General features: G+C 73.0%; 17 protein-coding genes and 1 pseudogene. 10 read left to right on the forward strand and 8 right to left on the reverse strand.

Annotated elements, in window-relative coordinates:
- On the forward strand, nucleotides 1–1524 hold a 1524-nt coding region (locus tag GT045_RS25875; protein ID WP_161335630.1), incomplete at its 5' end, for a PQQ-binding-like beta-propeller repeat protein.
- Between the two features lie 153 nt (nucleotides 1525–1677).
- On the opposite strand, the gene ilvD is transcribed toward GT045_RS25875, so the two are convergent.
- From ilvD to GT045_RS25895, 4 genes are all read right to left on the reverse strand, one after another.
- Nucleotides 1678–3531 carry a dihydroxy-acid dehydratase gene (ilvD, locus tag GT045_RS25880; protein WP_161335631.1) on the reverse strand — a complete coding sequence of 618 codons (1854 nt, stop codon included), beginning with the start codon at nucleotides 3529–3531 and terminating at the stop codon, nucleotides 1678–1680.
- Nucleotides 3532–3679: 148 nt separating this feature from the next.
- Nucleotides 3680–4285 (reverse strand): TetR family transcriptional regulator, encoded by a 606-nt coding sequence (locus tag GT045_RS25885; protein ID WP_161335632.1) that lies wholly within the window; start codon nucleotides 4283–4285, stop codon nucleotides 3680–3682.
- Nucleotides 4282–5094, reverse strand: a complete 813-nt coding sequence (locus GT045_RS25890) for a sugar phosphate isomerase/epimerase (protein ID WP_345942758.1) — start codon at nucleotides 5092–5094, stop codon at nucleotides 4282–4284. Before GT045_RS25890 ends, GT045_RS25885 begins: the two co-directional genes overlap by 4 nt.
- Before the next feature lie 136 nt (nucleotides 5095–5230).
- Nucleotides 5231–6163: a Ppx/GppA phosphatase family protein gene (locus GT045_RS25895; protein ID WP_161296833.1), complete on the reverse strand. Its 933-nt coding sequence runs from the start codon at nucleotides 6161–6163 to the stop codon at nucleotides 5231–5233.
- A 71-nt stretch (nucleotides 6164–6234) separates the two neighbouring features.
- Here GT045_RS25895 and GT045_RS25900 point away from each other — a divergent pair, with 71 nt between their 5' ends.
- Nucleotides 6235–7092, forward strand: coding sequence for a hypothetical protein (locus tag GT045_RS25900; RefSeq protein ID WP_161296835.1), 858 nt, complete (start codon nucleotides 6235–6237; stop codon nucleotides 7090–7092).
- A gap of 16 nt (nucleotides 7093–7108) precedes the next feature.
- Here the strand turns inward: GT045_RS25900 and GT045_RS25905 are convergent, their stop codons facing one another.
- Nucleotides 7109–9043 carry a hypothetical protein gene (locus tag GT045_RS25905; RefSeq protein ID WP_237538869.1) on the reverse strand — a complete coding sequence of 645 codons (1935 nt, stop codon included), beginning with the start codon at nucleotides 9041–9043 and terminating at the stop codon, nucleotides 7109–7111.
- Between the two features lie 220 nt (nucleotides 9044–9263).
- On the opposite strand from GT045_RS25905, the gene radA reads away from it, so the two are divergent.
- The gene (gene radA / locus GT045_RS25915) at nucleotides 9264–10673 is read left to right on the forward strand and encodes a DNA repair protein RadA (RefSeq protein WP_161296837.1); all 1410 of its coding nucleotides are present in this window, start codon (nucleotides 9264–9266) and stop codon (nucleotides 10671–10673) included.
- A gap of 80 nt (nucleotides 10674–10753) precedes the next feature.
- Nucleotides 10754–11878, forward strand: coding sequence for a DNA integrity scanning diadenylate cyclase DisA (gene disA / locus GT045_RS25920; protein ID WP_161296839.1), 1125 nt, complete (start codon nucleotides 10754–10756; stop codon nucleotides 11876–11878).
- A 142-nt stretch (nucleotides 11879–12020) separates the two neighbouring features.
- On the opposite strand, the gene GT045_RS25925 is transcribed toward disA, so the two are convergent.
- Nucleotides 12021–12851, reverse strand: coding sequence for a hypothetical protein (locus GT045_RS25925; protein ID WP_345942759.1), 831 nt, complete (start codon nucleotides 12849–12851; stop codon nucleotides 12021–12023).
- A 181-nt stretch (nucleotides 12852–13032) separates the two neighbouring features.
- Here GT045_RS25925 and GT045_RS25930 point away from each other — a divergent pair, with 181 nt between their 5' ends.
- The 5 genes from GT045_RS25930 to cseC all read left to right on the forward strand — a co-directional run bounded on the left by GT045_RS25930 (nucleotide 13033) and on the right by cseC (nucleotide 17459).
- A complete protein-coding gene (locus GT045_RS25930) occupies nucleotides 13033–13908 on the forward strand; it encodes an A/G-specific adenine glycosylase (RefSeq protein ID WP_161335633.1) in 876 nt (291 codons plus the stop codon).
- 274 nt (nucleotides 13909–14182) lie between these two features.
- Nucleotides 14183–14722, forward strand: a complete 540-nt coding sequence (locus GT045_RS25935) for a SigE family RNA polymerase sigma factor (protein WP_161296843.1) — start codon at nucleotides 14183–14185, stop codon at nucleotides 14720–14722.
- Nucleotides 14723–14763: 41 nt separating this feature from the next.
- On the forward strand, nucleotides 14764–15369 hold the full coding sequence (locus GT045_RS25940) for a hypothetical protein (RefSeq protein ID WP_161296853.1): 606 nt from the start codon (nucleotides 14764–14766) through the stop codon (nucleotides 15367–15369).
- Nucleotides 15370–15406: 37 nt separating this feature from the next.
- Nucleotides 15407–16108, forward strand: coding sequence for a two-component system response regulator CseB (gene cseB / locus GT045_RS25945; protein ID WP_161296845.1), 702 nt, complete (start codon nucleotides 15407–15409; stop codon nucleotides 16106–16108).
- Nucleotides 16109–16121: 13 nt separating this feature from the next.
- Nucleotides 16122–17459 (forward strand): two-component system sensor histidine kinase CseC, encoded by a 1338-nt coding sequence (gene cseC / locus GT045_RS25950; RefSeq protein ID WP_161296847.1) that lies wholly within the window; start codon nucleotides 16122–16124, stop codon nucleotides 17457–17459.
- Nucleotides 17460–17564: 105 nt separating this feature from the next.
- Here the strand turns inward: cseC and GT045_RS25955 are convergent, their stop codons facing one another.
- Nucleotides 17565–19136 (reverse strand): MDR family MFS transporter, encoded by a 1572-nt coding sequence (locus GT045_RS25955; protein WP_202529038.1) that lies wholly within the window; start codon nucleotides 19134–19136, stop codon nucleotides 17565–17567.
- 126 nt (nucleotides 19137–19262) lie between these two features.
- On the opposite strand from GT045_RS25955, the gene GT045_RS25960 reads away from it, so the two are divergent.
- Complete coding sequence (locus tag GT045_RS25960; RefSeq protein WP_161287808.1) at nucleotides 19263–19862, forward strand: TetR/AcrR family transcriptional regulator; 600 nt, start codon at nucleotides 19263–19265, stop codon at nucleotides 19860–19862.
- 1 nt (nucleotide 19863) lies between these two features.
- Here GT045_RS25960 and GT045_RS25965 read toward each other — a convergent pair.
- A pseudogene (locus tag GT045_RS25965) lies at nucleotides 19864–19962 on the reverse strand (M23 family peptidase); the annotation flags it as partial.

Genomic DNA, 19962 nt, shown 5'->3' on the forward strand with positions numbered 1-19962 from the left:
GCCAAGGAGCCCGCGGACCGGCCCACGCCGGACGAGCTGATGCGGGAGCTGCGCTCGGTGTCGGCCTCGTACGAGACCCAGGCGTTCATACCGGCACAGCGCATCGGCGAGGAGACTCCCGCGCAGGAGGCACCCGGCCGTGCCGGGTGGGCCGGGGAGGCCGGCCGGGCAGAGGGCGCCGGGCGAGCGAAGGGGGCCGGGCGCGCAGAAGGCGCCGACCGGGCAGAGGAGGGCGAGCGGGCAGAGGAGGCCGGTCGCCCAGGCGGCGCCGAGCGGGCAGAGGGCGCCGGGCGGGGCAGGCCGTGGCCCCTGCGGGTCCCGCGCCGCGGCCGGGTGCTGCTTGGGGCCGCGGCTGCCGGCCTCGCGCTGGCCGGCGCGCTCGTGCCGGCCGTGCTGGGCGGCCTGCCGGGGATGTCCGGGATGGCCGGGGTGTTCGGCCGCAACGCGCCGGAGAAGGAGGGCGCGCCGGATCGCACGGCGGCTTCCGGCAGCTGGACGGCCCGGCCGGCGGTCGGCGGCTCGGGCATGCCGCAATGCGCTCATGACGCCGGGAAGTTGTTCTGCGCGCGGCCGGGTGTCGTCTTCGCGCTCTCCGCGTCCGACGGCCGCCTGCTGTGGCGGCGCCCGGTCGGCACCCGGTCCACGAGCGGGCCTCCGGTCGTCTCCGGCGGACTGGTGCAGCCGTACACGGACGGCGGCCCACGGCTCGCGGGACTCGACCCGGCGACAGGCGAGAACGTGTGGCAGCGCCGGCTGCCCACCGGGACGACGGTGCGCTACGCCGGCGGCACGGCCCTGCTCGCGGGCCCGGACGGCACGGTCACCGGCGTGGACGGCGCGACCGGCGCGACCCGGTGGCGGCGGGCGCTGCCCGGCCAGGGCATGCCGGCGTTCGCGACGTTCCCCGGTGCGGCGGAGGGGACCGCGTACGCGACCCGCACGTCGGCCGACGGGACGGACACCCGGGTGAGCGCGGTGGATCCGCGGACCGGCCGGGTGCGGTGGGACGTCCGGGTGCGGGGCTGGCTCAAGCCGTTCGCCGCGCAGGCGGACGGTTCGGTGCTGTTCCTGGCGGTCGACAGCGGGTACGGCGCCGAGGAGATCGTCCGCTACACCCCGGGTACCGGTGCCACGCGGCGCGTCGCGCTGCCCGCCGTACTGGACGGCGCGCACGCGACCGTGCGCGGGAACGTCGTCTACGTGCTGGCCGCGGGCGGTTCCCTGGACGCCGTGGACCTGGCGTCGGGCAGGCGTCTGTGGCACCTGGAGACGTCGGTGAGCCGCGGTTCGCTGCCCGTCGCGTCGGGTGAGCGGGTGTACTTCACCGCGAGTGACGGCCGGCTGCTCGCCGTCGACGCCCGCAGGGGGCGGCTCGTCGGGCAGACACCGGCGCGGCTGGGCGCCGAATCGGCCCAGGTCATGAGCACACCGCCGGCCCCGCTGACCGTCGGCGCCGACGTCTACGCCGGCGCGCCGGACGGCACCGTCTTCGCCGTGGACAGCCGCTCACCGGCGACCTGGTGACCTCGCGCCCGCCACCCGGACGTCCCGCCGACGGGCGAGGGAGCGGAGCAGGGAGACTGAGCGCACCCCGGCGGACAGGGCGCAGCCCGCGGGTGGAGCGCGGCGCAGGGGCCGTCTCCCGTGGGAAACAGCCCCTGCTGCCGCGGCCGGTCGTCAGCCGAGGCGGGAGACGTCGCGCACGGCGCCCTTGTCGGCGCTCGTCGCCATCGCCGCATAGGCGCGCAGGGCGGCGGAGACCTTGCGTTCGCGGTCCCTGGGCGCGTAGACGCCGTTCAGGGCCTGCTCGCGGCGGGCCAGCTCGGCGTCGTCGACCAGCAGCTCGATCGTGCGGCCCGGGATGTCGATCCGGATCCGGTCGCCGTCCTGGACCAGGGCGATGGTGCCGCCGGAGGCGGCCTCGGGGGAGGCGTGGCCGATGGACAGCCCGGAGGTGCCGCCGGAGAAGCGGCCGTCCGTGATCAGGGCGCAGGTCTTGCCGAGGCCGCGGCCCTTCAGGTACGAGGTCGGGTACAGCATCTCCTGCATGCCGGGGCCGCCCTTGGGGCCCTCGTAGCGGATGACGACGACGTCGCCGTGCTTGACCTCCTGGGTGAGGATCCGCTGGACGGCCTCCTCCTGGGACTCGCAGACGACCGCCGGGCCCTCGAAGGTCCAGATCGACTCGTCGACGCCGGCGGTCTTGACCACGCAGCCGTCGACGGCGAGGTTGCCGCGCAGGACCGCCAGGCCGCCGTCCTTGGAGTAGGCGTGCTCGGCGGAGCGGATGCAGCCGCCCTCGGCGTCGTCGTCCAGGGCCTCCCAGCGCTCGGACTGGGAGAACGCCTCGGCGGAGCGGACGCAGCCGGGCGCCGCGTGCCACAGCTCGACGGCCTCGGCGGACGGGGAACCGCCGCGCACGTCCCAGGTCTTCAGCCAGTCCGCCAGCGAGGGGCTGTGCACGGCGTGCACGTCCTCGTTGAGCAGACCGGCGCGGTGCAGCTCGCCGAGGAGGGCCGGGATGCCGCCGGCGCGGTGCACGTCCTCCATGTAGTACGTGCGGTCCTTGGCGATGTTCGGCGCCACCTTGGCCAGGCAGGGCACGCGGCGCGAGACGGCGTCGATCTCGTCCAGGCCGAACGGGACGCCCGCCTCCTGGGCGGCGGCCAGCAGGTGCAGGATCGTGTTGGTGGAGCCGCCCATCGCGATGTCCAGGGCCATGGCGTTCTCGAAGGCCCGGAAGGTGGCGACGTTGCGCGGCAGGACGGTGTCGTCGTCCTGCTCGTAGTAGCGGCGGGTGATGTCCATGACCGTGCGGGCGGCGTCGACGTAGAGCTGCCTGCGCGCGGTGTGGGTGGCGAGGACGGAGCCGTTGCCGGGCAGGGACAGGCCGATGGCCTCGGTCAGGCAGTTCATCGAGTTGGCGGTGAACATGCCGGAACAGCTGCCGCAGGTCGGACAGGCGTTCTCCTCGATACGGAGGATGTCCTCGTCGGAGATCTTGTCGTTCACGGCGTCGGAGATCGCGTCGACCAGGTCGAGCGTGCGGACCGTGCCGTCGACCAGGGTGGCGCGGCCGGACTCCATGGGGCCGCCGGAGACGAACACGGTCGGGATGTTCAGGCGCAGGGCCGCCATCAGCATGCCCGGGGTGATCTTGTCGCAGTTGGAGATGCAGACCAGGGCGTCGGCGCAGTGCGCCTCGACCATGTACTCGACCGAGTCCGCGATCAGGTCGCGGGAGGGCAGGGAGTACAGCATGCCGCCGTGGCCCATGGCGATGCCGTCGTCGACAGCGATCGTGTTGAACTCGCGCGGGATGCCGCCGGCCTGCGTGATCGCCTCGCTGACGATCCGGCCGACCGGCTGGAGGTGGGTGTGGCCCGGCACGAACTCGGTGAAGGAGTTTGCGACGGCGATGATCGGCTTCCGGCCGATGTCCGCGCCCGGTACACCGGAGGCGCGCATAAGGGCGCGGGCGCCCGCCATGTTGCGGCCGTGGGTGACTGTGCGGGACCTCAGCTCGGGCATCGTCGCTCGCTCCTTCTAGACCAGCTGCCAGAGAGTTCTGACTGTACGGTCGAGCGTACGCCGGTGCTCCAAGGGCTGGACACGGTTGTCCGAAATGCGGGACAAGCGTTTCACGGACCGACGCGGTCAGGGCTGGGTACCGACGCGGTCAGGGCTGGGTGAGGTGGGCCTGCACCACCGGCGCCACCCGCGCGACGATCTGCTCCAGGTCCGCCGAGGCCAGCGGTTCCAGCTTGATCACGTAGCGCATCATCGCCGTCCCCACGATCTGCGCCGCCGCCAGCTCGGCGCGCAGCTCCGCGTCCGGCAGGTCCGACCGGGCGGCCACGCGGCGCAGCAGCTGGGAGGCGACGAGCCGGCGGAAGACGGCGGCGGCCGTCTCGTTGTTCACGGCGGACCGCAGGATCGCCAGGAGGGGCGCCCGCGTCGTGGGGTCGTCCCAGACACCGAGGAGGAAGCGGGTGAGTCGCTCCCCCACGCCGTCGACCGGGCCTTCGGCGACCTCGCCCGACGAGTTCAGGGCGGGGGCGAAGGCGACCTCGACGGCCGCCTCGAAGACCTGCTCCTTGGTGCCGAAGTAGTGGTGGACGAGCGCGGAGTCCACTCCGGCCGCCTTGGCGATGCCGCGTACGGACGTCTTCTCGTACCCGCGCACGGAGAACTCCTCGCGGGCGGCGCCGAGGATGCGGTCGCGGGTGTCGCCGGACTCGGTGCGCGGGGGACGGCCGCGGCGGCGGGGGGTGGTCTCGCTCATCGCCGGGGCACCCGTACCGCCGCGGCCAGGTGCTTGCGCGTGAAGGCGAGCGCCTCGGCGAGATCGGCCTCGCGCTCGGCGCCGGACATCGCGCGCCGGGTGTTGACCTCGATCACGACATGGCCGTCGAACCCGGTGTGGACCAGGCGCTCCAGCAGCTCGGCACAGGGCTGGGTGCCGCGGCCGGGCACCAGGTGCTCGTCCTTGGCCGAGCCCCGGCCGTCGGCGAGGTGCACGTGGCCGAGGCGGTCCCCCATGCGGGCGACCATGTCCAGGGCCTCGGTGCGGGCCGTCGCCGTGTGGCTGAGATCGATGGTGAAGTGCCGGTAGTCGTGGTTGGTGACGTCCCAGTCCGGGGCGTAGGCGAGCATCTCGCGGTCGCGGTAGCGCCAGGGGTACATGTTCTCCACGGCGAACCGCACGTCCGTCTCGTCCGCCATCCGCCAGATGCCGTCGACGAAGTCCCGCGCGTACTGCCGCTGCCAGCGGAACGGCGGGTGCACGACGACGGTGGAGGCCCCGAGCTTCTCGGCCGCGGCCCGGGCCCGCTGGAGCTTCACCCAGGGGTCGGTGGACCAGACCCGCTGGGTGATCAGCAGGCAGGGGGCGTGGACGGCCAGGACCGGCACGCCGTGGTAGTCCGAGAGGCGGCGCAGCGCCTCGATGTCCTGACTGACCGGGTCGGTCCACACCATGACCTCGACGCCGTCGTAACCGAGGCGCGCGGCGATCTCGAAGGCCGTCGCCGTCGACTCCGGGTACACGGAGGCGGTCGACAGCGCGATGCGCACGTCAGTTGGTTCAGCCACGTCCGTCACCTTACGGCGTCGGGTGGTGCCGGTGCGGGGTGCCCGCTGACCGGTGTGAGCTTTGCCATGTACGCGCCCGCGAGTACGTCACAGTGGGGTCCGCCGTCCGACGCGCCCCCTCCTTCCCGTCGGGGCGCTAGTCGCTTCCCATGTGGTCGAGGCGCCGGAGGATCACGCCCTCCCGCAGGGCCCAGGGGCAGACCTCGAGGCTCTCGACGCCGAAGAGGTCCATCGCGCCCTCGGCCACCAGCGCGCCCGCCAGCAGCTGGCCGGCCCTGCCCTCGGAGACCCCGGGGAGTTCGGCGCGCTGCTCCACGGTCATGCCCGCGAGGCGGGGGACCCACGCCTCCAGGGACTCGCGCTTGAGTTCGCGCTGGACGTAGAGGCCCTCGGCGCTGCGGGCGGCGCCGGCGATACGGGCGAGCTGTTTGAAGGTCTTGGAGGTGGCGACCACGTGGTCGGGGGTGCCGGAACGGCTGAACTCGCCGACCCTGCGGGCGATCTCCGTGCGCACGTGCCGGCGCAGGGCACGGACGTCCTGCGGGGCGGGCGGATCGCCGGGCAGCCAGCCGGCGGTGAGGCGGCCGGCGCCGAGCGGCAGGGAGGCGGCGGTGTCCGGTTCCTCGTCCATGCCGTAGGCGATCTCCAGGGAGCCGCCGCCGATGTCCAGGACCAGCAGCTTGCCGGCGGACCAGCCGAACCAGCGGCGCACGGCGAGGAAGGTGAGCCGGGCCTCCTCCGCGCCGCTGAGCACCTGGAGGCGTACGCCGGTCTCCTCGGCCACGCGCGCGAGGACGTCGTCGGCGTTGGTGGCCTCGCGGACGGCCGAGGTCGCGAACGGCACCAGGTCCTCGACGCCCTTGTCCTCGGCTGCCTGGAGCGCGTCCCGTACGACGGCGATCAGCTTGTCGATGCCGTCGTCGCCGATGGCACCGCTGTCGTCGAGGAGTTGGGCGAGCCGAAGGTCGGCCTTGTGCGAATGCGCGGGCAGCGGGCGCGCGCCGGGGTGGGCGTCCACCACCAGCAGATGCACCGTGTTCGAACCCACGTCCAGGACACCGAGTCTCATGTACGGCACGCTACTGCCAGAACGTTCGTCCTCGGTCCCCGGAGCGGTGCCGGGCCGCTTACCCTGGACGGGTGCCAAAGACGAAAAAGGCGAAGGCCGGCAAGTCGGACAAGGTCGAGAAGCCGGACAAGGCGGGCAGGATTCGCAAGGACGCCAAGCCGTCCGAGGAGGCGGGGATGAGCGACGAGAAGGGGCTCGACTTCGCCCGCGCCTGGGTGGAGTTTCCCGATCCGGCCGACGACGAGCAGGTCTTCCGCTGCGATCTGACATGGCTGACCTCCCGCTGGAACTGCATCTTCGGCAGTGGCTGCCAGGGCATCCAGGCGGGCCGCGCGGCCGACGGCTGCTGTTCGCTGGGCGCCCACTTCTCCGACGAGGACGACGAGAAGCGGGTCGCCGGGCACGTGTCCCGGCTCACGCCGGAGATCTGGCAGCACCACGACGAGGGCACGCGGGGCGGCTGGGTCTCCGAGGACGAGGAGGGGTCCCGGCAGACGCGGCCCTTCCAGGGCTCGTGCATCTTCCAGAACCGGCCCGGTTTCGCGGGCGGGGCGGGCTGCTCGCTGCACATCCTCGCGCTGAGCGAGGGCCGGGAGCCGCTGGAGACCAAGCCGGACGTGTGCTGGCAGCTGCCGGTCCGGCGCACGTACGACTGGATCGACCGGCCGGACGACACGCGCGTGCTCCAGGTGTCCATCGGGGAGTACGACCGCCGGGGCTGGGGCCCGGGCGGCCACGACCTGCACTGGTGGTGCACCTCGGCGACGTCGGCGCACGGAGCCGGCGAACCGGTGTACGTCTCCTACCGCCCCGAGCTGATCGAGCTGATGGGCAAGGCCGGCTACGACCGTCTGGTCGAGCTGTGCGAACAACGGCTGGCGTCCCAGCTGCCGCTGGTGGCCCCGCACCCGGCGGACCCGGCGCCGTGACCCCTCCCCTCGCCGCCTAGCCGCCCGAAGGCCCGGGAGTCCCGGTGTCCGTCGACGTCGCTGTCGGCGTCGGGGTGGGCGTCGCGGTGTCGGAGGGCGGTGGGGTCGTCGGCGTCGGGGTCGGGTCCGTGGGGGGCGGGGACTGGCTGACGGGCGGCTCGGTGGGGGGCGTGCTCGGTGGGGCCGGAGTGGTGGGGTCGGGGTCGGCGGACGGAGGGCGGGTCGTCGGGCGGCTCGGTGCCGTGCCGTACCCGTCGATCGAGACCACCGCGCCCGCCGGGGCCACCGCCACCCGCGCCTGCCAGTGGCCGGACGGCTCGCGCAGATGGTCGACGTACACCTTGATCGTCGTCGTCCGGCCGGGGGCGAGGGTGCCCGCGGACCGGCTGAAGTAGAGCCAGGCCGCCGGCGTCGACACCGACCAGCGGACCTCGGACGTGCCGGAGGCCGTGAGGGTGATCAGGGTGGTGTCGCCGTCGCCGGCCGCGCTGACGGCCAGCTGTCCCGGGCCCTTCTCGCCCGTCCCGCCGACGCTGACGACCTCCACGGAGACGTCCGCCTTGCCGTCCTTGCCGACGCGCGGGCCGCCCGGTCTCGTGTCGGCGTTGCCCGCGTTCTCGTAACCGCCCGCCGTGTCGCCGCCGAGCGCGTCGGGACCCTGCGCCTCACGCGCGGTCGCGGAGGGCCCGTCGCTCTCCCCGGCCGGCCCGCCCCGGTAGGCGGCCCAGAGGGCGAGCACGGGTGCCGCGACGACCGTGGCGACGACCGTCGTCGTGACGGCACGCGCGCGGAGGCGGTCGCGGCGGGCCGCGCGGTCCTTGGGGTCCATCGGGAAGCCGCGCCGGTCGAAGCGGGGCAGGGCCACGCCACGTGCGCGCGTGAAGTGTGCCGGTGTCGGGCGCAGGGCCCCCCGCGGGGCCTCCAGGACGGGCAGCTCGGCGGGGGTGACCGTGGCGCCGGGCCAGCGGCCGGCGACGGCGCGCTCGGCGGTGCGACGGCAGCGCGGGCATTCGTCGACGTGCCGGACCAGCTCGCGGCGCAGGGCCGTGCTGAGGACCAGCCGGCTGTCACCGGTGAGATGGGCCACGCTCGGGCAGCCGCCCGTCTCCACCACGGCGAGGGCCGCGCGGGTGCGTTCGACCTCGCAGGCGGCCGCGGCGAGCAGCTCACGCGCGGCGGCGGGCTCCATGCCGAGGACGGCGGCGACCTCGTGGGGCGCGAGGTGATGGCGGACGGCCAGTTCCAGGGCCTCGCGCTGCTCGGGGGTGGTGCCGGCGGCCTCGGGCCAGGCCAGCAGGGCGAGTTCGCGGCGTCTGCGCTCCTGGACGTCCTCGCCGAGGGGTGCGCCCGGCGCCGCGATCCCCGCGCCCGCACCTCCGGCGGGTCCCGCGCCGGAACCCGCGCCGGCCCCCGCCCGTCCCCCTGGTCCGAAGCCTGGTCCTGCGCCCGCCCCTGCCGCCGCCCCGAAGCCGGCGCCCGCTCCCGCGGCCGCCCCGGCACCGGCACCCGCTCCGGACCGCGCCCCCGCCCCGGCACCCGTCCGGTTCCCTTTCGCGGCGCCCCGCCCGGCCGCGGTACGGCCCGCCGCGTGCGTGCCCTGACGTTTCTGCTTGGTCTCGGCCAGCTTGCGCAGGCACGCCCAGCGGGCCAGTGCGTACAGCCACGCCCTGCGGTCGCCGGGGGCCTCGGGGCCGCGTTGGCCGCGTCGCTCGGCCAGGGCCAGGACGTCGCCCAGGGCGGCGGTGGCCGCGTCGTGGTCGCACAGCACCGACATGCAGTAGGTGAACAGGCCGTCCAGGTACGGCTCGTACCGCGCCGGCGTGCGCTGGGCGAGGGTGCGGGCGGCGGCGCGGTCGCGCGCCTCTCGCGCCTCGCGTCGTGCGTCCCGCGGCTCGCGGTGCGCCCGGTGCGCTCCGGTCGTGCGGGTGGTCGTCTCCGGACTGCTGCTCATCACCCGTGCGACCGTAGGCGGCTGCGCAGCACCCCTTCCGGAACCTTGAGCACTTTTAATCCGTACGGGTGAAACGATCCCTCATAAGGGGACAGGAACCCTTTGTTCCGCGGCCGGAACGCGCAGAGGGTGGCCGAGAACGGACCACTCGTCCGCGCCCCCGGGCCGGCCGGGCACGGCCCCCGGCCCCGTTGTCGGTGCGGCGGGCTACGGTTTCCGCATGGCTGCCCGTACCAAGACCACCAAGGACCGCCCGTCCTACCGCTGCACCGAGTGCGGCTGGCAGACGGCCAAGTGGCTCGGCCGCTGCCCCGAGTGCCAGGCATGGGGCACGGTCGAGGAGTACGGCGCGCCCGCGGTCCGGACGACGGCACCGGGCCGCGTGTCCACCTCCGCGCTGCCCATCGGCCAGGTCGACGGGCGGCAGGCCACCGCCCGCTCCACCGGCGTGCCCGAGCTGGACCGGGTGCTCGGCGGCGGCCTCGTCCCGGGCGCGGTGGTCCTGCTCGCGGGCGAGCCGGGCGTCGGCAAGTCCACCCTGCTGCTGGACGTGGCCGCCAAGGCGGCGAGCGCGGAGCACCGCACCCTGTACGTGACCGGGGAGGAGTCGGCGAGCCAGGTGCGGCTGCGCGCCGACCGCATCGGCGCTCTCGACGACGACCTGTACCTGGCCGCCGAGACCGACCTGGCCGCCGTCCTCGGGCACCTGGACGAGGTCAAGCCGTCCCTGCTGATCCTCGACTCGGTACAGACGGTCGCCTCCCCGGAGATCGACGGCGCGCCCGGCGGCATGGCCCAGGTCCGGGAGGTCGCCGGTGCCCTGATCCGCGCCTCCAAGGAGCGCGGCATGTCCACGCTGCTGGTGGGCCATGTCACCAAGGACGGCGCCATCGCCGGCCCGCGCCTGCTGGAACACCTGGTGGACGTCGTCCTGAGCTTCGAGGGCGACCGGCACGCGCGCCTGCGCCTGGTGCGCGGCGTGAAGAACCGCTACGGGGCGACGGACGAGGTCGGCTGCTTCGAGCTGCACGACGAGGGCATCACGGGCCTCGCCGACCCCAGCGGCCTGTTCCTGACCCGCCGGGCCGAGCCGGTCCCGGGCACCTGCCTGACCGTCACCCTGGAGGGCCGCCGCCCGCTGGTGGCCGAGGTGCAGGCGCTGACGGTCGACTCCCAGATCCCCTCCCCCCGGCGCACGACGTCGGGCCTGGAGACCTCGCGCGTGTCGATGATGCTGGCGGTGCTGGAGCAGCGCGGCCGGATCAGCGCGCTCGGCAAGCGGGACATCTACTCGGCGACGGTCGGCGGGGTGAAGCTGTCGGAGCCGGCCGCCGACCTCGCCATCGCGCTCGCGCTGGCCTCCGCCGCGAGCGACACCCCGCTGCCGAAGAACCTGGTGGCGATCGGCGAGGTGGGGCTCGCGGGCGAGGTCAGACGGGTCACGGGCGTGCAGCGCAGGCTCGCCGAGGCGCACCGGCTCGGCTTCACGCACGCGCTCGTACCGGGCGATCCGGGCAAGGTGCCGGCCGGCATGAAGGTGCTGGAAGTCGCGGACATGGGGGACGCGCTCCGCGTCCTGCCGCGCTCCCGTCGCCGAGAGGCCCCGCAGGAGGCGGAAGAGCGCCGGTAGACTTTGCCCAGGTCTCGCCCGTCCGTACGAACCGAGTGCGGGAACGGGAGCGTGGCAGAACCTGCGACCGGAGGAGTGCAGTGGCAGCCAACGACCGGGCAGCAGCTCCCGGGAAGTCCGGTGGGAGTGCCGGTTCCGATGGCATGATGCGCGCCTCGCTGAGCGCCGTGGCACCCGGTACGGCGCTGCGTGACGGCCTGGAGCGGGTCCTGCGCGGCAACACCGGCGGGCTCATCGTGCTCGGCTCCGACAAGACGGTCGAGGCGATGTGCACGGGCGGCTTCGTGCTGGACGTCGAGTTCGCCGCCACCCGGCTGCGGGAGCTGTGCAAGCTGGACGGCGGCATCGTGCTGTCCTCGGACCTGTCGAAGATCCTGCGGGCGGGCGTCCAGCTGGTGCCGGACCCGACGATCCCCACGGAGGAGACGGGCACGCGGCACCGTACGGCGGACCGGGTGAGCAAGCAGGTCGGGTTCCCGGTCGTCTCGGTCTCCCAGTCGATGCGTCTGATCGCCCTGTACGTGGACGGTCAGCGCCGCGTCCTGGAGGACTCGGCGGCGATCCTCTCCCGCGCGAACCAGGCGCTGGCGACCCTGGAGCGGTACAAGCTGCGGCTCGACGAGGTCGCGGGCACGCTGTCCGCCCTGGAGATCGAGGACCTGGTGACGGTCCGGGACGTGTCGGCGGTCGCGCAGCGACTGGAGATGGTCCGCCGCATCGCCACCGAAATCGCCGAATACGTGGTCGAACTGGGCACGGACGGCCGGCTTCTCGCCCTTCAGCTGGAGGAGTTGATCGCCGGTGTCGAGCCCGACCGCGAGCTGGTCGTCCGGGACTACGTCCCCGAGCCGACGGCGAAGCGTTCGCGCACGGTCGACGAGGCGCTGTCCGAGCTGGACGCGCTGAGCCACGCGGAGCTGCTGGAGATGGGCACGGTGGCGCGCGCGCTGGGCTACACCGGTTCCCCCGAGACCCTGGACTCCGCGGTGTCCCCGCGGGGCTTCAGGCTGCTGGCCAAGGTTCCGCGTCTTCCGGGCGCCATCATCGACCGGCTGGTGGAGCATTTCGGCGGCCTGCAGAAGCTGCTGGCCGCGAGCGTGGACGACCTGCAGACCGTCGACGGCGTGGGCGAGGCCCGGGCCCGCAGCGTTCGCGAGGGGCTGTCCCGGCTGGCCGAGTCCTCGATCCTGGAGCGGTACGTCTGAGCGGGGCCGGGCGCCTCTTGTGCGAGGCGGCCCGTGACCTGCCCGGGGCAGGGGGATCTGCGCGAGCGCGCCCCCCGTCCCGGCAGTCGTCGGCGGAGCACGGCCCCGGTCCTCAGCCGGCGGCGGAGCGCGGCCCCGGTCCTCAGTCGGCCGACAGCACGAACGAGGTCTGCTGCTTCGCGTACCCGGGCGCCTTGGCCTCCAGCAGGTACGTGCCCGGCTTCGCCGACCCCGCGGCGGGCGTCGCGCACCGCGGAGCGCTCGGCTTGCGGTCCCAGGTCGCGGTGTACGTGATGCTCTCGCCCGCGGGCACCCGGAACACCAGGCTCCCGGCGCCCTCGGGGCAGTCGGCGGACGACCAGTAGGCGTCGTCGCCGTCCGCCGGCGTGATCGTCAACACCGCGCTCTTCGGCCCGAGATCGGCCTTGCAGTCGGCCGACGAGCTGTTCTTCACGGTGAGTTCGAAGGTCGGCGTCTGGTCGGGCGAGTAGGAGTTGCGCTCGCTGCGCAGGCTCAACACCACCGCCGCCGACGTGCAGTCGGGCAGCGTGGAGGAGGCGGGAAGCGCGTCGCCCGCACCGACGGCGCCGCCCCCGGAAGCCGTGCCCGAACCGTCGCCGGACCCGGTGGAGCCGGCAGCGCCGGAGGTGCCGTCGGCCGCACCCGTCGAGCCGCCGCCGTCACCCGGACCAGATCCGGAACCGGCGGACCCGGTGCTGCCGCCGCCCGACTCGTCGCGGCCGCCCGGGTGTTGGCTGTTCGCGGAACCGGACGGGTTGGGTCCGGGGGTGATGGTGTGCGCGGGATTCTTGCCGTCGGACCCGTCGGCGTCCTTCTTGCCGCCTCCGCCGCCGGCGGTGACGACCAAGGTGACCACCAGCGCCAACAGGGCGACCACGGACAGCAGTACGACCCTCCGACGCCAGTAGATGGTGGAGGGAAGCGGCCCGACCGGATTGCGCAGAGATCCCACGGCCCAAACTGTACGAGAGATCCGAGCGCTTGCTCGCGCCACCCGCCGCGCCGGCGCCAACTTTTCCGGATCATCATCCCGGCAACTTCCGCGGGCGGTGCGGTTCTTCGCCTTTCGCCACGGTCGGTGACCGCGCCGTCACCCGTTCCGCCCGCCAACCCATGGCAGGATCGGAAGGGACATGACTGAGATGCTCCACACCCCCGTGATCGCCTGGTTCGACGCCCACGCCCGCGACCTGCCCTGGCGCCGCCCGGAGGCGGGACCGTGGGGCGTGATGGTCAGCGAGTTCATGCTCCAGCAGACTCCGGTGAGCCGGGTCCTGCCCGTCTACGAGGAGTGGCTGTCCCGCTGGCCGCGCCCCGCCGACCTCGCCAAGGAGGCGCCGGGCGAGGCGGTGCGGGCCTGGGGCCGGCTCGGCTACCCGCGCCGCGCGCTGCGCCTGCACGGCGCCGCGGTCGCCATAACGGAACGGCACGGCGGGGACGTGCCGACGGACCACGCGCAGCTGCTGGCGCTGCCCGGCATCGGCGAGTACACGGCCGCCGCGGTCGCCTCGTTCGCCTACGGGCAGCGGCACGCCGTACTGGACACCAATGTCCGCCGGGTCCTCGCGCGGGCGGTGACGGGGGTGCAGTACCCGCCGAACGCCACGACGGCCGCCGAGCGGCGCCTGGCGCGGGAACTGCTGCCGCAGGACGAGGGGACCGCCGCGCGGTGGGCGGCCGCCTCCATGGAACTGGGCGCGCTGGTGTGCACGGCACGGAACGAGGGGTGCCAGCGGTGCCCGATCGCCGCGCAGTGCGCCTGGCGGCTCGCGGGCAAGCCGGAGCACGCGGGGCCGCCGCGACGCGGGCAGACGTACGCCGGTACGGACCGGCAGGTGCGCGGCAAGCTGCTGGCCGTACTGCGGGAGGCGCGCACGCCGGTGCCGCAGGGGACGCTGGACCGGGTGTGGCACGAGCCCGTGCAGCGGGCCCGCGCGCTCGACGGGCTGGTCGCGGACGGTCTGGTGGAGCCGCTGCCCGGCGGCCTGTACCGGCTGCCGTCAGGCTGACACACAGCCAGGTGACAGTCCCCGGGGGTACGTTACGAAGGAGTCGGCCCGGCAAATCGCCACCAAATCGGACATGACTCTCCTCCGCCTTACCCCTCTTCCCTATCTGTTACACAACCGACGGATAGCCGAGTGCCAGCCGCAGGCTGGTCCGCACAGCCCCGTGACAACCACTCCGTAACTTCTTCTCCGTGCCCGGCGGACCACCGGGCGCGGGAACAGCGGGACTTCCGGTACGAGCCGGAGGGACGACGGGGAACGGAGGCGGTTGATCATGGCGCAGGGCGAGGTGCTCGAATTCGAGGAGTACGTCCGCACCCGGCAGGACGCGCTGCTGCGCAGCGCCCGCCGACTGGTGCCGGACCCGGTCGACGCCCAGGACCTGCTGCAGACCGCGCTGGTACGGACGTACGGCCGCTGGGACGGCATCGCCGACAAGCGGCTCGCCGACGCCTACCTTCGCCGTGTCATGATCAACACGCGGACCGAGTGGTGGCGGGCCCGCAAGCTGGACGAGGTGCCGACCGAGCAGCTGCCGGACGCCTCCGTGGACGACTCCACCGAGCAGCACGCCGACCGCGCCCTGCTGATGGACGTCATGAAGGTGCTGGCACCGAAGCAGCGCAGTGTCGTGGTGCTGCGACACTGGGAGCAGATGTCCACAGAGGAGACGGCCGCGGCCCTCGGCATGTCGGCCGGTACGGTCAAGAGCACGCTGCACCGGGCGCTCGCCCGGCTCCGCGAGGAGCTGGAGGCCCGCGATCTGGACGCACGCGCGCTGGAGCGTGAGGAGCGGGAGCGTTGCGCGGCCTGACCGGGGCCGGATCCGACCGGGTCCGAGGCAGTACACAGGCGGTGATCGCGGTGGGGACCGCGCTCGCCGCCCTCGCCCTTTTCGTCGCCGCGTGCGGCAGCGGGGGCACGGGCGCCCGGGACGAGGGGCCGGCGCACGGCTCGGCGGTGGCGGGAACCGTCACCTCCCCCTCCCCCTCCCCCAGTCCCGCCCAGCGCTACCGGCGGGTGGACGCCGTGGAGCTGCTCAAGAACGACCCCCAGGTGTCCGAGGCGGTCAAACGGGAGCTGAAGCCGTGCGACGGTGACAAGTACCAGGTCGACGTCTCCTACGGCGACCTGACCGACGCCACGGTCGACGACGTCGTCGTCAACGTGATGACCTGCGCCGACTGGCTCGGCATCGCCTCGTACGTGTACCGGGACGAGGACGGCAGGTTCACCAACGTCTTCAAGAGCGAGGACTCCCCCGTCTACGCGGAGATCGACCAGGGCACCCTGTCCGTCTTCCGGCAGTACTACGAGCGGGACGACCCGATCTCCAGCCCGTCCGGTGACATCGTGACGCCGTACACCTGGAAGGACGGGCGGTTCGCCCCGGGCAAGCCGACCCGCAACGAGTACAGCAACGCCACCGACGGGGGCGCGCAGCCCGTGCCGGACAACTGATCGCCCACAGCACACCATGAGGACTGAGAGCACCGGGATGGCAGACCAGACCCACGTCCTGTTCGTCGAGGACGACGACGTCATCCGCGAGGCCACCCAGCTCGCCCTGGAGCGGGACGGCTTCGCGGTCACCGCGATGCCCGACGGCCTGTCGGGCCTGGAGGCGTTCCGGGCGCACCGCCCCGACATCGCGTTGCTGGACGTCATGGTGCCGGGTCTGGACGGGGTCAGCCTGTGCCGTCGGATCCGGGACGAGTCGACGGTGCCGGTGATCATGCTGTCGGCGCGCGCCGACTCCATCGACGTCGTCCTCGGTCTGGAGGCGGGCGCCGACGACTACGTCACCAAGCCCTTCGACGGTGCCGTGCTGGTCGCCCGGATCCGTGCGGTGCTGCGCCGTTTCGGACACGCCGGCGGGGCCGCGCAGACGGAGTCACCCGAGCCCGCGGTCGCCGGCACACTCGCCTTCGGAGAGCTGGAGATCGACACCGACGGTATGGAGGTGCGCCGGTCGGGGCAGCCGGTCGCGCTCACCCCGACCGAGATGCGGCTGCTGCTGGAGTTCTCCGCCGCGCCGGGCACCGTGCTCTCGCGCGACAAGCTGCTGGAGCGCGTCTGGGACTACGGCTGGGGCGGTGACACCCGGGTCGTGGACGTGCATGTGCAGCGGCTGCGGCAGAAGATCGGCCAGGACCGGATCGAGACGGTCCGCGGCTTCGGCTACAAGCTGAAGGCCTGAGCGGAGCGACGGTATGCGGGGGTTTCTTCGGCATCCGGTCCGGCGTGTGGAGCGCGCGGGCCTGCGCACCGGGCTGAGATGGAAGCTCAGCGCGGCGATCGCGCTGGTGGCCGGTCTGGTGGCGGTCGTGCTGAGCCTGGTCGTGCACAACGCGGCCCGGGTCTCGATGCTGGACAACGCGCGCGAGCTGGCCAACGACCGGCTCCTGCTGGCCCAGCGCAACTACGAGCTGAACCGGGGGCCGGTCTTCCCGTACGTCAGGGTGAACGACCCGGCGTTGCCGGCCGCGCTGCGCGAGAGCGTCGAGCGGGGCCGGCGGGTCAGTGACGTCTCCGAGCGCGGCGGGCAGCCGGACATCTGGGCGGCCGTGCCGGTGAAGGACGGGCACGTGCTGTCCGTGCACATCCATCTGCCGGACCGCAGCGCCGACATGCTGAACGACCTCGACCAGGCACTGGTGATCGGCTCGGTCGCGGTGGTGCTCGGCGGCAGCGCGCTGGGCGTGCTGATCGGCGGCCAGCTGTCCCGCCGGCTGCGCAAGGCGGCAGCCGCCGCGAACCAGGTGGCCAAGGGGGAGACCGACGTCCGGGTGCGGGCGGCCATCGGCGGGGTCGTACGGGACGAGACCGACGACCTCGCGCGGGCGGTGGACGCCATGGCGGACGCGCTGCGGCAACGCCTGGAGGCCGAGCGGCGGGTCACCGCCGACATCGCGCACGAGCTGCGCACCCCCGTGACGGGGTTGCTGACGGCCGCCGAGCTGCTGCCGCCGTCCCGGCTCACGGAACTCGTCCTGGACCGGGCGAAGGCGATGCGCACGCTGGTCGAGGACGTGCTGGAGGTGGCCCGGCTCGACAGCGCCTCCGAGCGGGCGGAGCTGCAGGACATCATGCTGGGCGAGTTCGTCGCGCGCCGCGTGGCGGCCAAGGATCCGGAGATCGTCGTACGGGTGGTGCACGAGTCGGAGGTGACCACCGATCCGCGGCGGCTCGAGCGGGTGCTGTTCAACCTGCTGGCCAACGCCGCCCGGCACGGCAGGCCGCCGATCGAGGTCACCGTGGAGGGCCGGGTCATCCGGGTCCGCGACCACGGCCCCGGTTTTCCCGAGGAGCTGCTGGCCGAGGGACCGAGCCGGTTCCGTACCGGCAGCAAGGACCGCGCCGGCAAGGGCCACGGGCTGGGGCTGACCATCGCCGCCGGGCAGGCGCGCGTGCTGGGCGCCCGGCTGACCTTCCGCAACGTACGGCCCGCGGGCGCGCCGGCCCACATTCCCTCGGAGGGCGCGGTGGCCGTCCTGTGGCTGCCGGAGCACGCCCCGACCAACACCGGCAGCTATCCGATGCTGCCGTAGTCCGGGAGCGACCAGGTCCCGGGACAGGCCGAAGGCCCCGGGACAGGCCGAAGGCCCCGGGGCGGACACCCGCCGGGGCCTTCGGGGTTCGGGGTTCGGGGAGGGTCAGACGGCCTCGACCACGACCGGCGGCGTGACGTCGGAGCCGTCAGCCGCGGGCTTCTGCGGGCCGCCCTTGAGCGGCACCTCCTTGACGAACAGTGCCGCGATCAGCACGACAACCGCGATACAGGCGCCGAGCAGGAACGCGGAGTGCGTGCCCGCGGACACCGCGTGCTGGTACGCCTCCCGGGCCGCGGCCGGGAGCTTCGCGAGGCTCGCCGCGTCCAGCTGCGCCGACTGCTGGGTGACGTTCTTGCCCAGCGCGCCGGCCCGCTCGGCCATGACGTCCTGGACCCGGTGGTTGAAGAGCGCGCCCATGATGGCCACGCCGAAGGAGGAGCCGAGCGTACGGAACAGGGTGGTGGAGGAGGACGCCACGCCCATGTCCTTCATCTGCACGCTGTTCTGCGCGACCAGCATGGTGATCTGCATCAGGCAGCCCATGCCCGCGCCGACCACGGCCATGTAGACGCCGGAGGTGAGCCGGGTGGTCTCCGTGTCCATCAGGGACAGCAGGTACAGCCCGACGATCATCAGCGCACCGCCGACGACGGGGAAGAGCTTGTACCGGCCGCTGCTGGTGGTGACCCGCCCGGCGACCATCGAGGTCACGAGCATCGCGCCGAGCATCGGCAGGAGCAGCAGACCGGAGTTGGTCGCGGAGGCGCCCTGCACCGCCTGCTGGTACAGCGGGAGGAACAGCGTGGCACCGAACATCACGAAGCCGGTGATGAAGCCGATGACCGACATCAGGGTGAAGTTGCGGCTCTTGAAGATGTGCAGCGGCACGACCGGCTCGGCGGCCCGGGTCTGCCAGTACACGAACCCGATCAGCGCGGCCACGCCGATGCCGATCAGCTCCATGATCCGCGCGGAGGTCCAGGCGTACTCGGTGCCGCCCCAGGTGGTGACCAGCACGATCGAGGTGATGCCGACGGTCAGCAGAACGACGCCGAGGTAGTCGATGCCCGCCTTGGACCGCTTCTTCGGCAGGTGCAGCACGGCCGTGACCAGCGCGAGGGCGACCGCGCCGAGCGGCAGGTTGATGTAGAAGGACCAGCGCCAGCCCCAGTTGTCGGTGATGGTGCCGCCGACCAGCGGGCCGCCGATCATCGCGAGCGCCATGACACCGGCCATCAGGCCCTGGTACTTGCCCCGCTCCCGGGGCGGGATCAGGTCACCGATGATCGCCATGACGCCGACCATCAGTCCGCCGGCGCCGAGGCCCTGCACGGCCCGGAACCCGATCAGCTGGCCCATGTCCTGGGCCATGCCACTCAGCGCCGAGCCGATCAGGAAGATCACGATCGAGCTGAGGAAGGCGCCCTTGCGCCCGAACATGTCCCCGAGCTTGCCCCAGACCGGGGTGGAGGCCGCGGTGGCCAGGGTGTAGCCGGTGACGACCCAGGAGAGGTGCTCCAGGCCGCCCAGTTCGCCCACGATCGTCGGCATCGCCGTGCCCACGATCATGTTGTCGAGCATCGCGAGCATCATCGCGATCATGAGTGCGAGCAGCACCACCCGCACACTCTTGGGCTGCTTGCCCTGTTTCGCTTGTTCCACCGTGTCCGCCATCGTCTTCACCCATCCCCCGGCGACTTACTTACTTGCCGCCCGGCTAGTACTCACTACACTGGGAAGGTAGACGCGCTACTAGCCGGGCGTCAAGTAAGTTTCCGCTGGAGCGCGAGGAGTACGAGGATGGGCGTCACCATGGACGGCACCAAGCAGCAGCGCCGCGGCAACACCCGCCAGCGCATCCAGGACGTCGCACTCGAACTCTTCGCGGAGCAGGGCTACGAGAAGACCTCCCTGCGGGAGATCGCCGAGCGTCTCGACGTCACCAAAGCGGCCCTGTACTACCACTTCAAGACCAAGGAGGAGATCATCGTCAGCCTCTTCGAGGACCTGACGAAGCCGATCGAGCTCCTGATCGAGTGGGGCAGGCGGCAGCCGCACACCCTGGACACCAAGCAGGAGATCATCCGCCGCTACAGCGAGGCGCTCGGCGGGGCCGAACCGCTCTTCCGCTTCATGCAGGAGAACCAGGCGACGGTGCGGGAACTGCGCATCGGCGACACGTTCAAGGACCGGATGCGCGGCCTGCGGGACATCCTGATCGACCCCGAGGCCCAGCTCGTGGACCAGGTGCGCTCGGTCAGCGCGATGTTCACGCTGCACGCCGGCATGTTCGTGATGCAGGACCTGGAAGGCGACCCCGAGAAGAAGCGCGAAGCCGTTCTCGAGGTCGCCTTGGACCTGGTCACGCAGGCGCACGAGCACGCCCGCGAGACGGACTAGGTCAGACCGTCACGCCCTGGGCGCGCAGGAACGCGACCGGGTTGACGGCGGAGCCGTAGTTCGGGGTGGTGCGGATCTCGAAGTGCAGGTGCGGGCCGGT

The sequence above is a fragment of the Streptomyces sp. SID486 genome (assembly GCF_009865385.1).
Classification (GTDB): Bacteria; Actinomycetota; Actinomycetes; order Streptomycetales; family Streptomycetaceae; genus Streptomyces.

Bases quoted from the DNA above. Each gene is read 5' to 3' on its own strand.
- GT045_RS25955 (WP_202529038.1), bottom strand. From the start codon at position 19,136: ATGGCGGACACGGTGGAACAAGCGAAACAGGGCAAGCAGCCCAAGAGT.
- radA (WP_161296837.1), top strand. From the start codon at position 9,264: ATGGCTGCCCGTACCAAGACCACCAAGGACCGCCCGTCCTACCGCTGC.
- cseB (WP_161296845.1), top strand. From the start codon at position 15,407: ATGGCAGACCAGACCCACGTCCTGTTCGTCGAGGACGACGACGTCATC.
- cseC (WP_161296847.1), top strand. From the start codon at position 16,122: ATGCGGGGGTTTCTTCGGCATCCGGTCCGGCGTGTGGAGCGCGCGGGC.
- GT045_RS25885 (WP_161335632.1), bottom strand. From the start codon at position 4,285: ATGAGCGAGACCACCCCCCGCCGCCGCGGCCGTCCCCCGCGCACCGAG.
- GT045_RS25905 (WP_237538869.1), bottom strand. From the start codon at position 9,043: ATGAGCAGCAGTCCGGAGACGACCACCCGCACGACCGGAGCGCACCGG.
- GT045_RS25930 (WP_161335633.1), top strand. From the start codon at position 13,033: ATGACTGAGATGCTCCACACCCCCGTGATCGCCTGGTTCGACGCCCAC.
- GT045_RS25895 (WP_161296833.1), bottom strand. From the start codon at position 6,163: ATGAGACTCGGTGTCCTGGACGTGGGTTCGAACACGGTGCATCTGCTG.
- ilvD (WP_161335631.1), bottom strand. From the start codon at position 3,531: ATGCCCGAGCTGAGGTCCCGCACAGTCACCCACGGCCGCAACATGGCG.
- GT045_RS25935 (WP_161296843.1), top strand. From the start codon at position 14,183: ATGGCGCAGGGCGAGGTGCTCGAATTCGAGGAGTACGTCCGCACCCGG.
- GT045_RS25960 (WP_161287808.1), top strand. From the start codon at position 19,263: ATGGGCGTCACCATGGACGGCACCAAGCAGCAGCGCCGCGGCAACACC.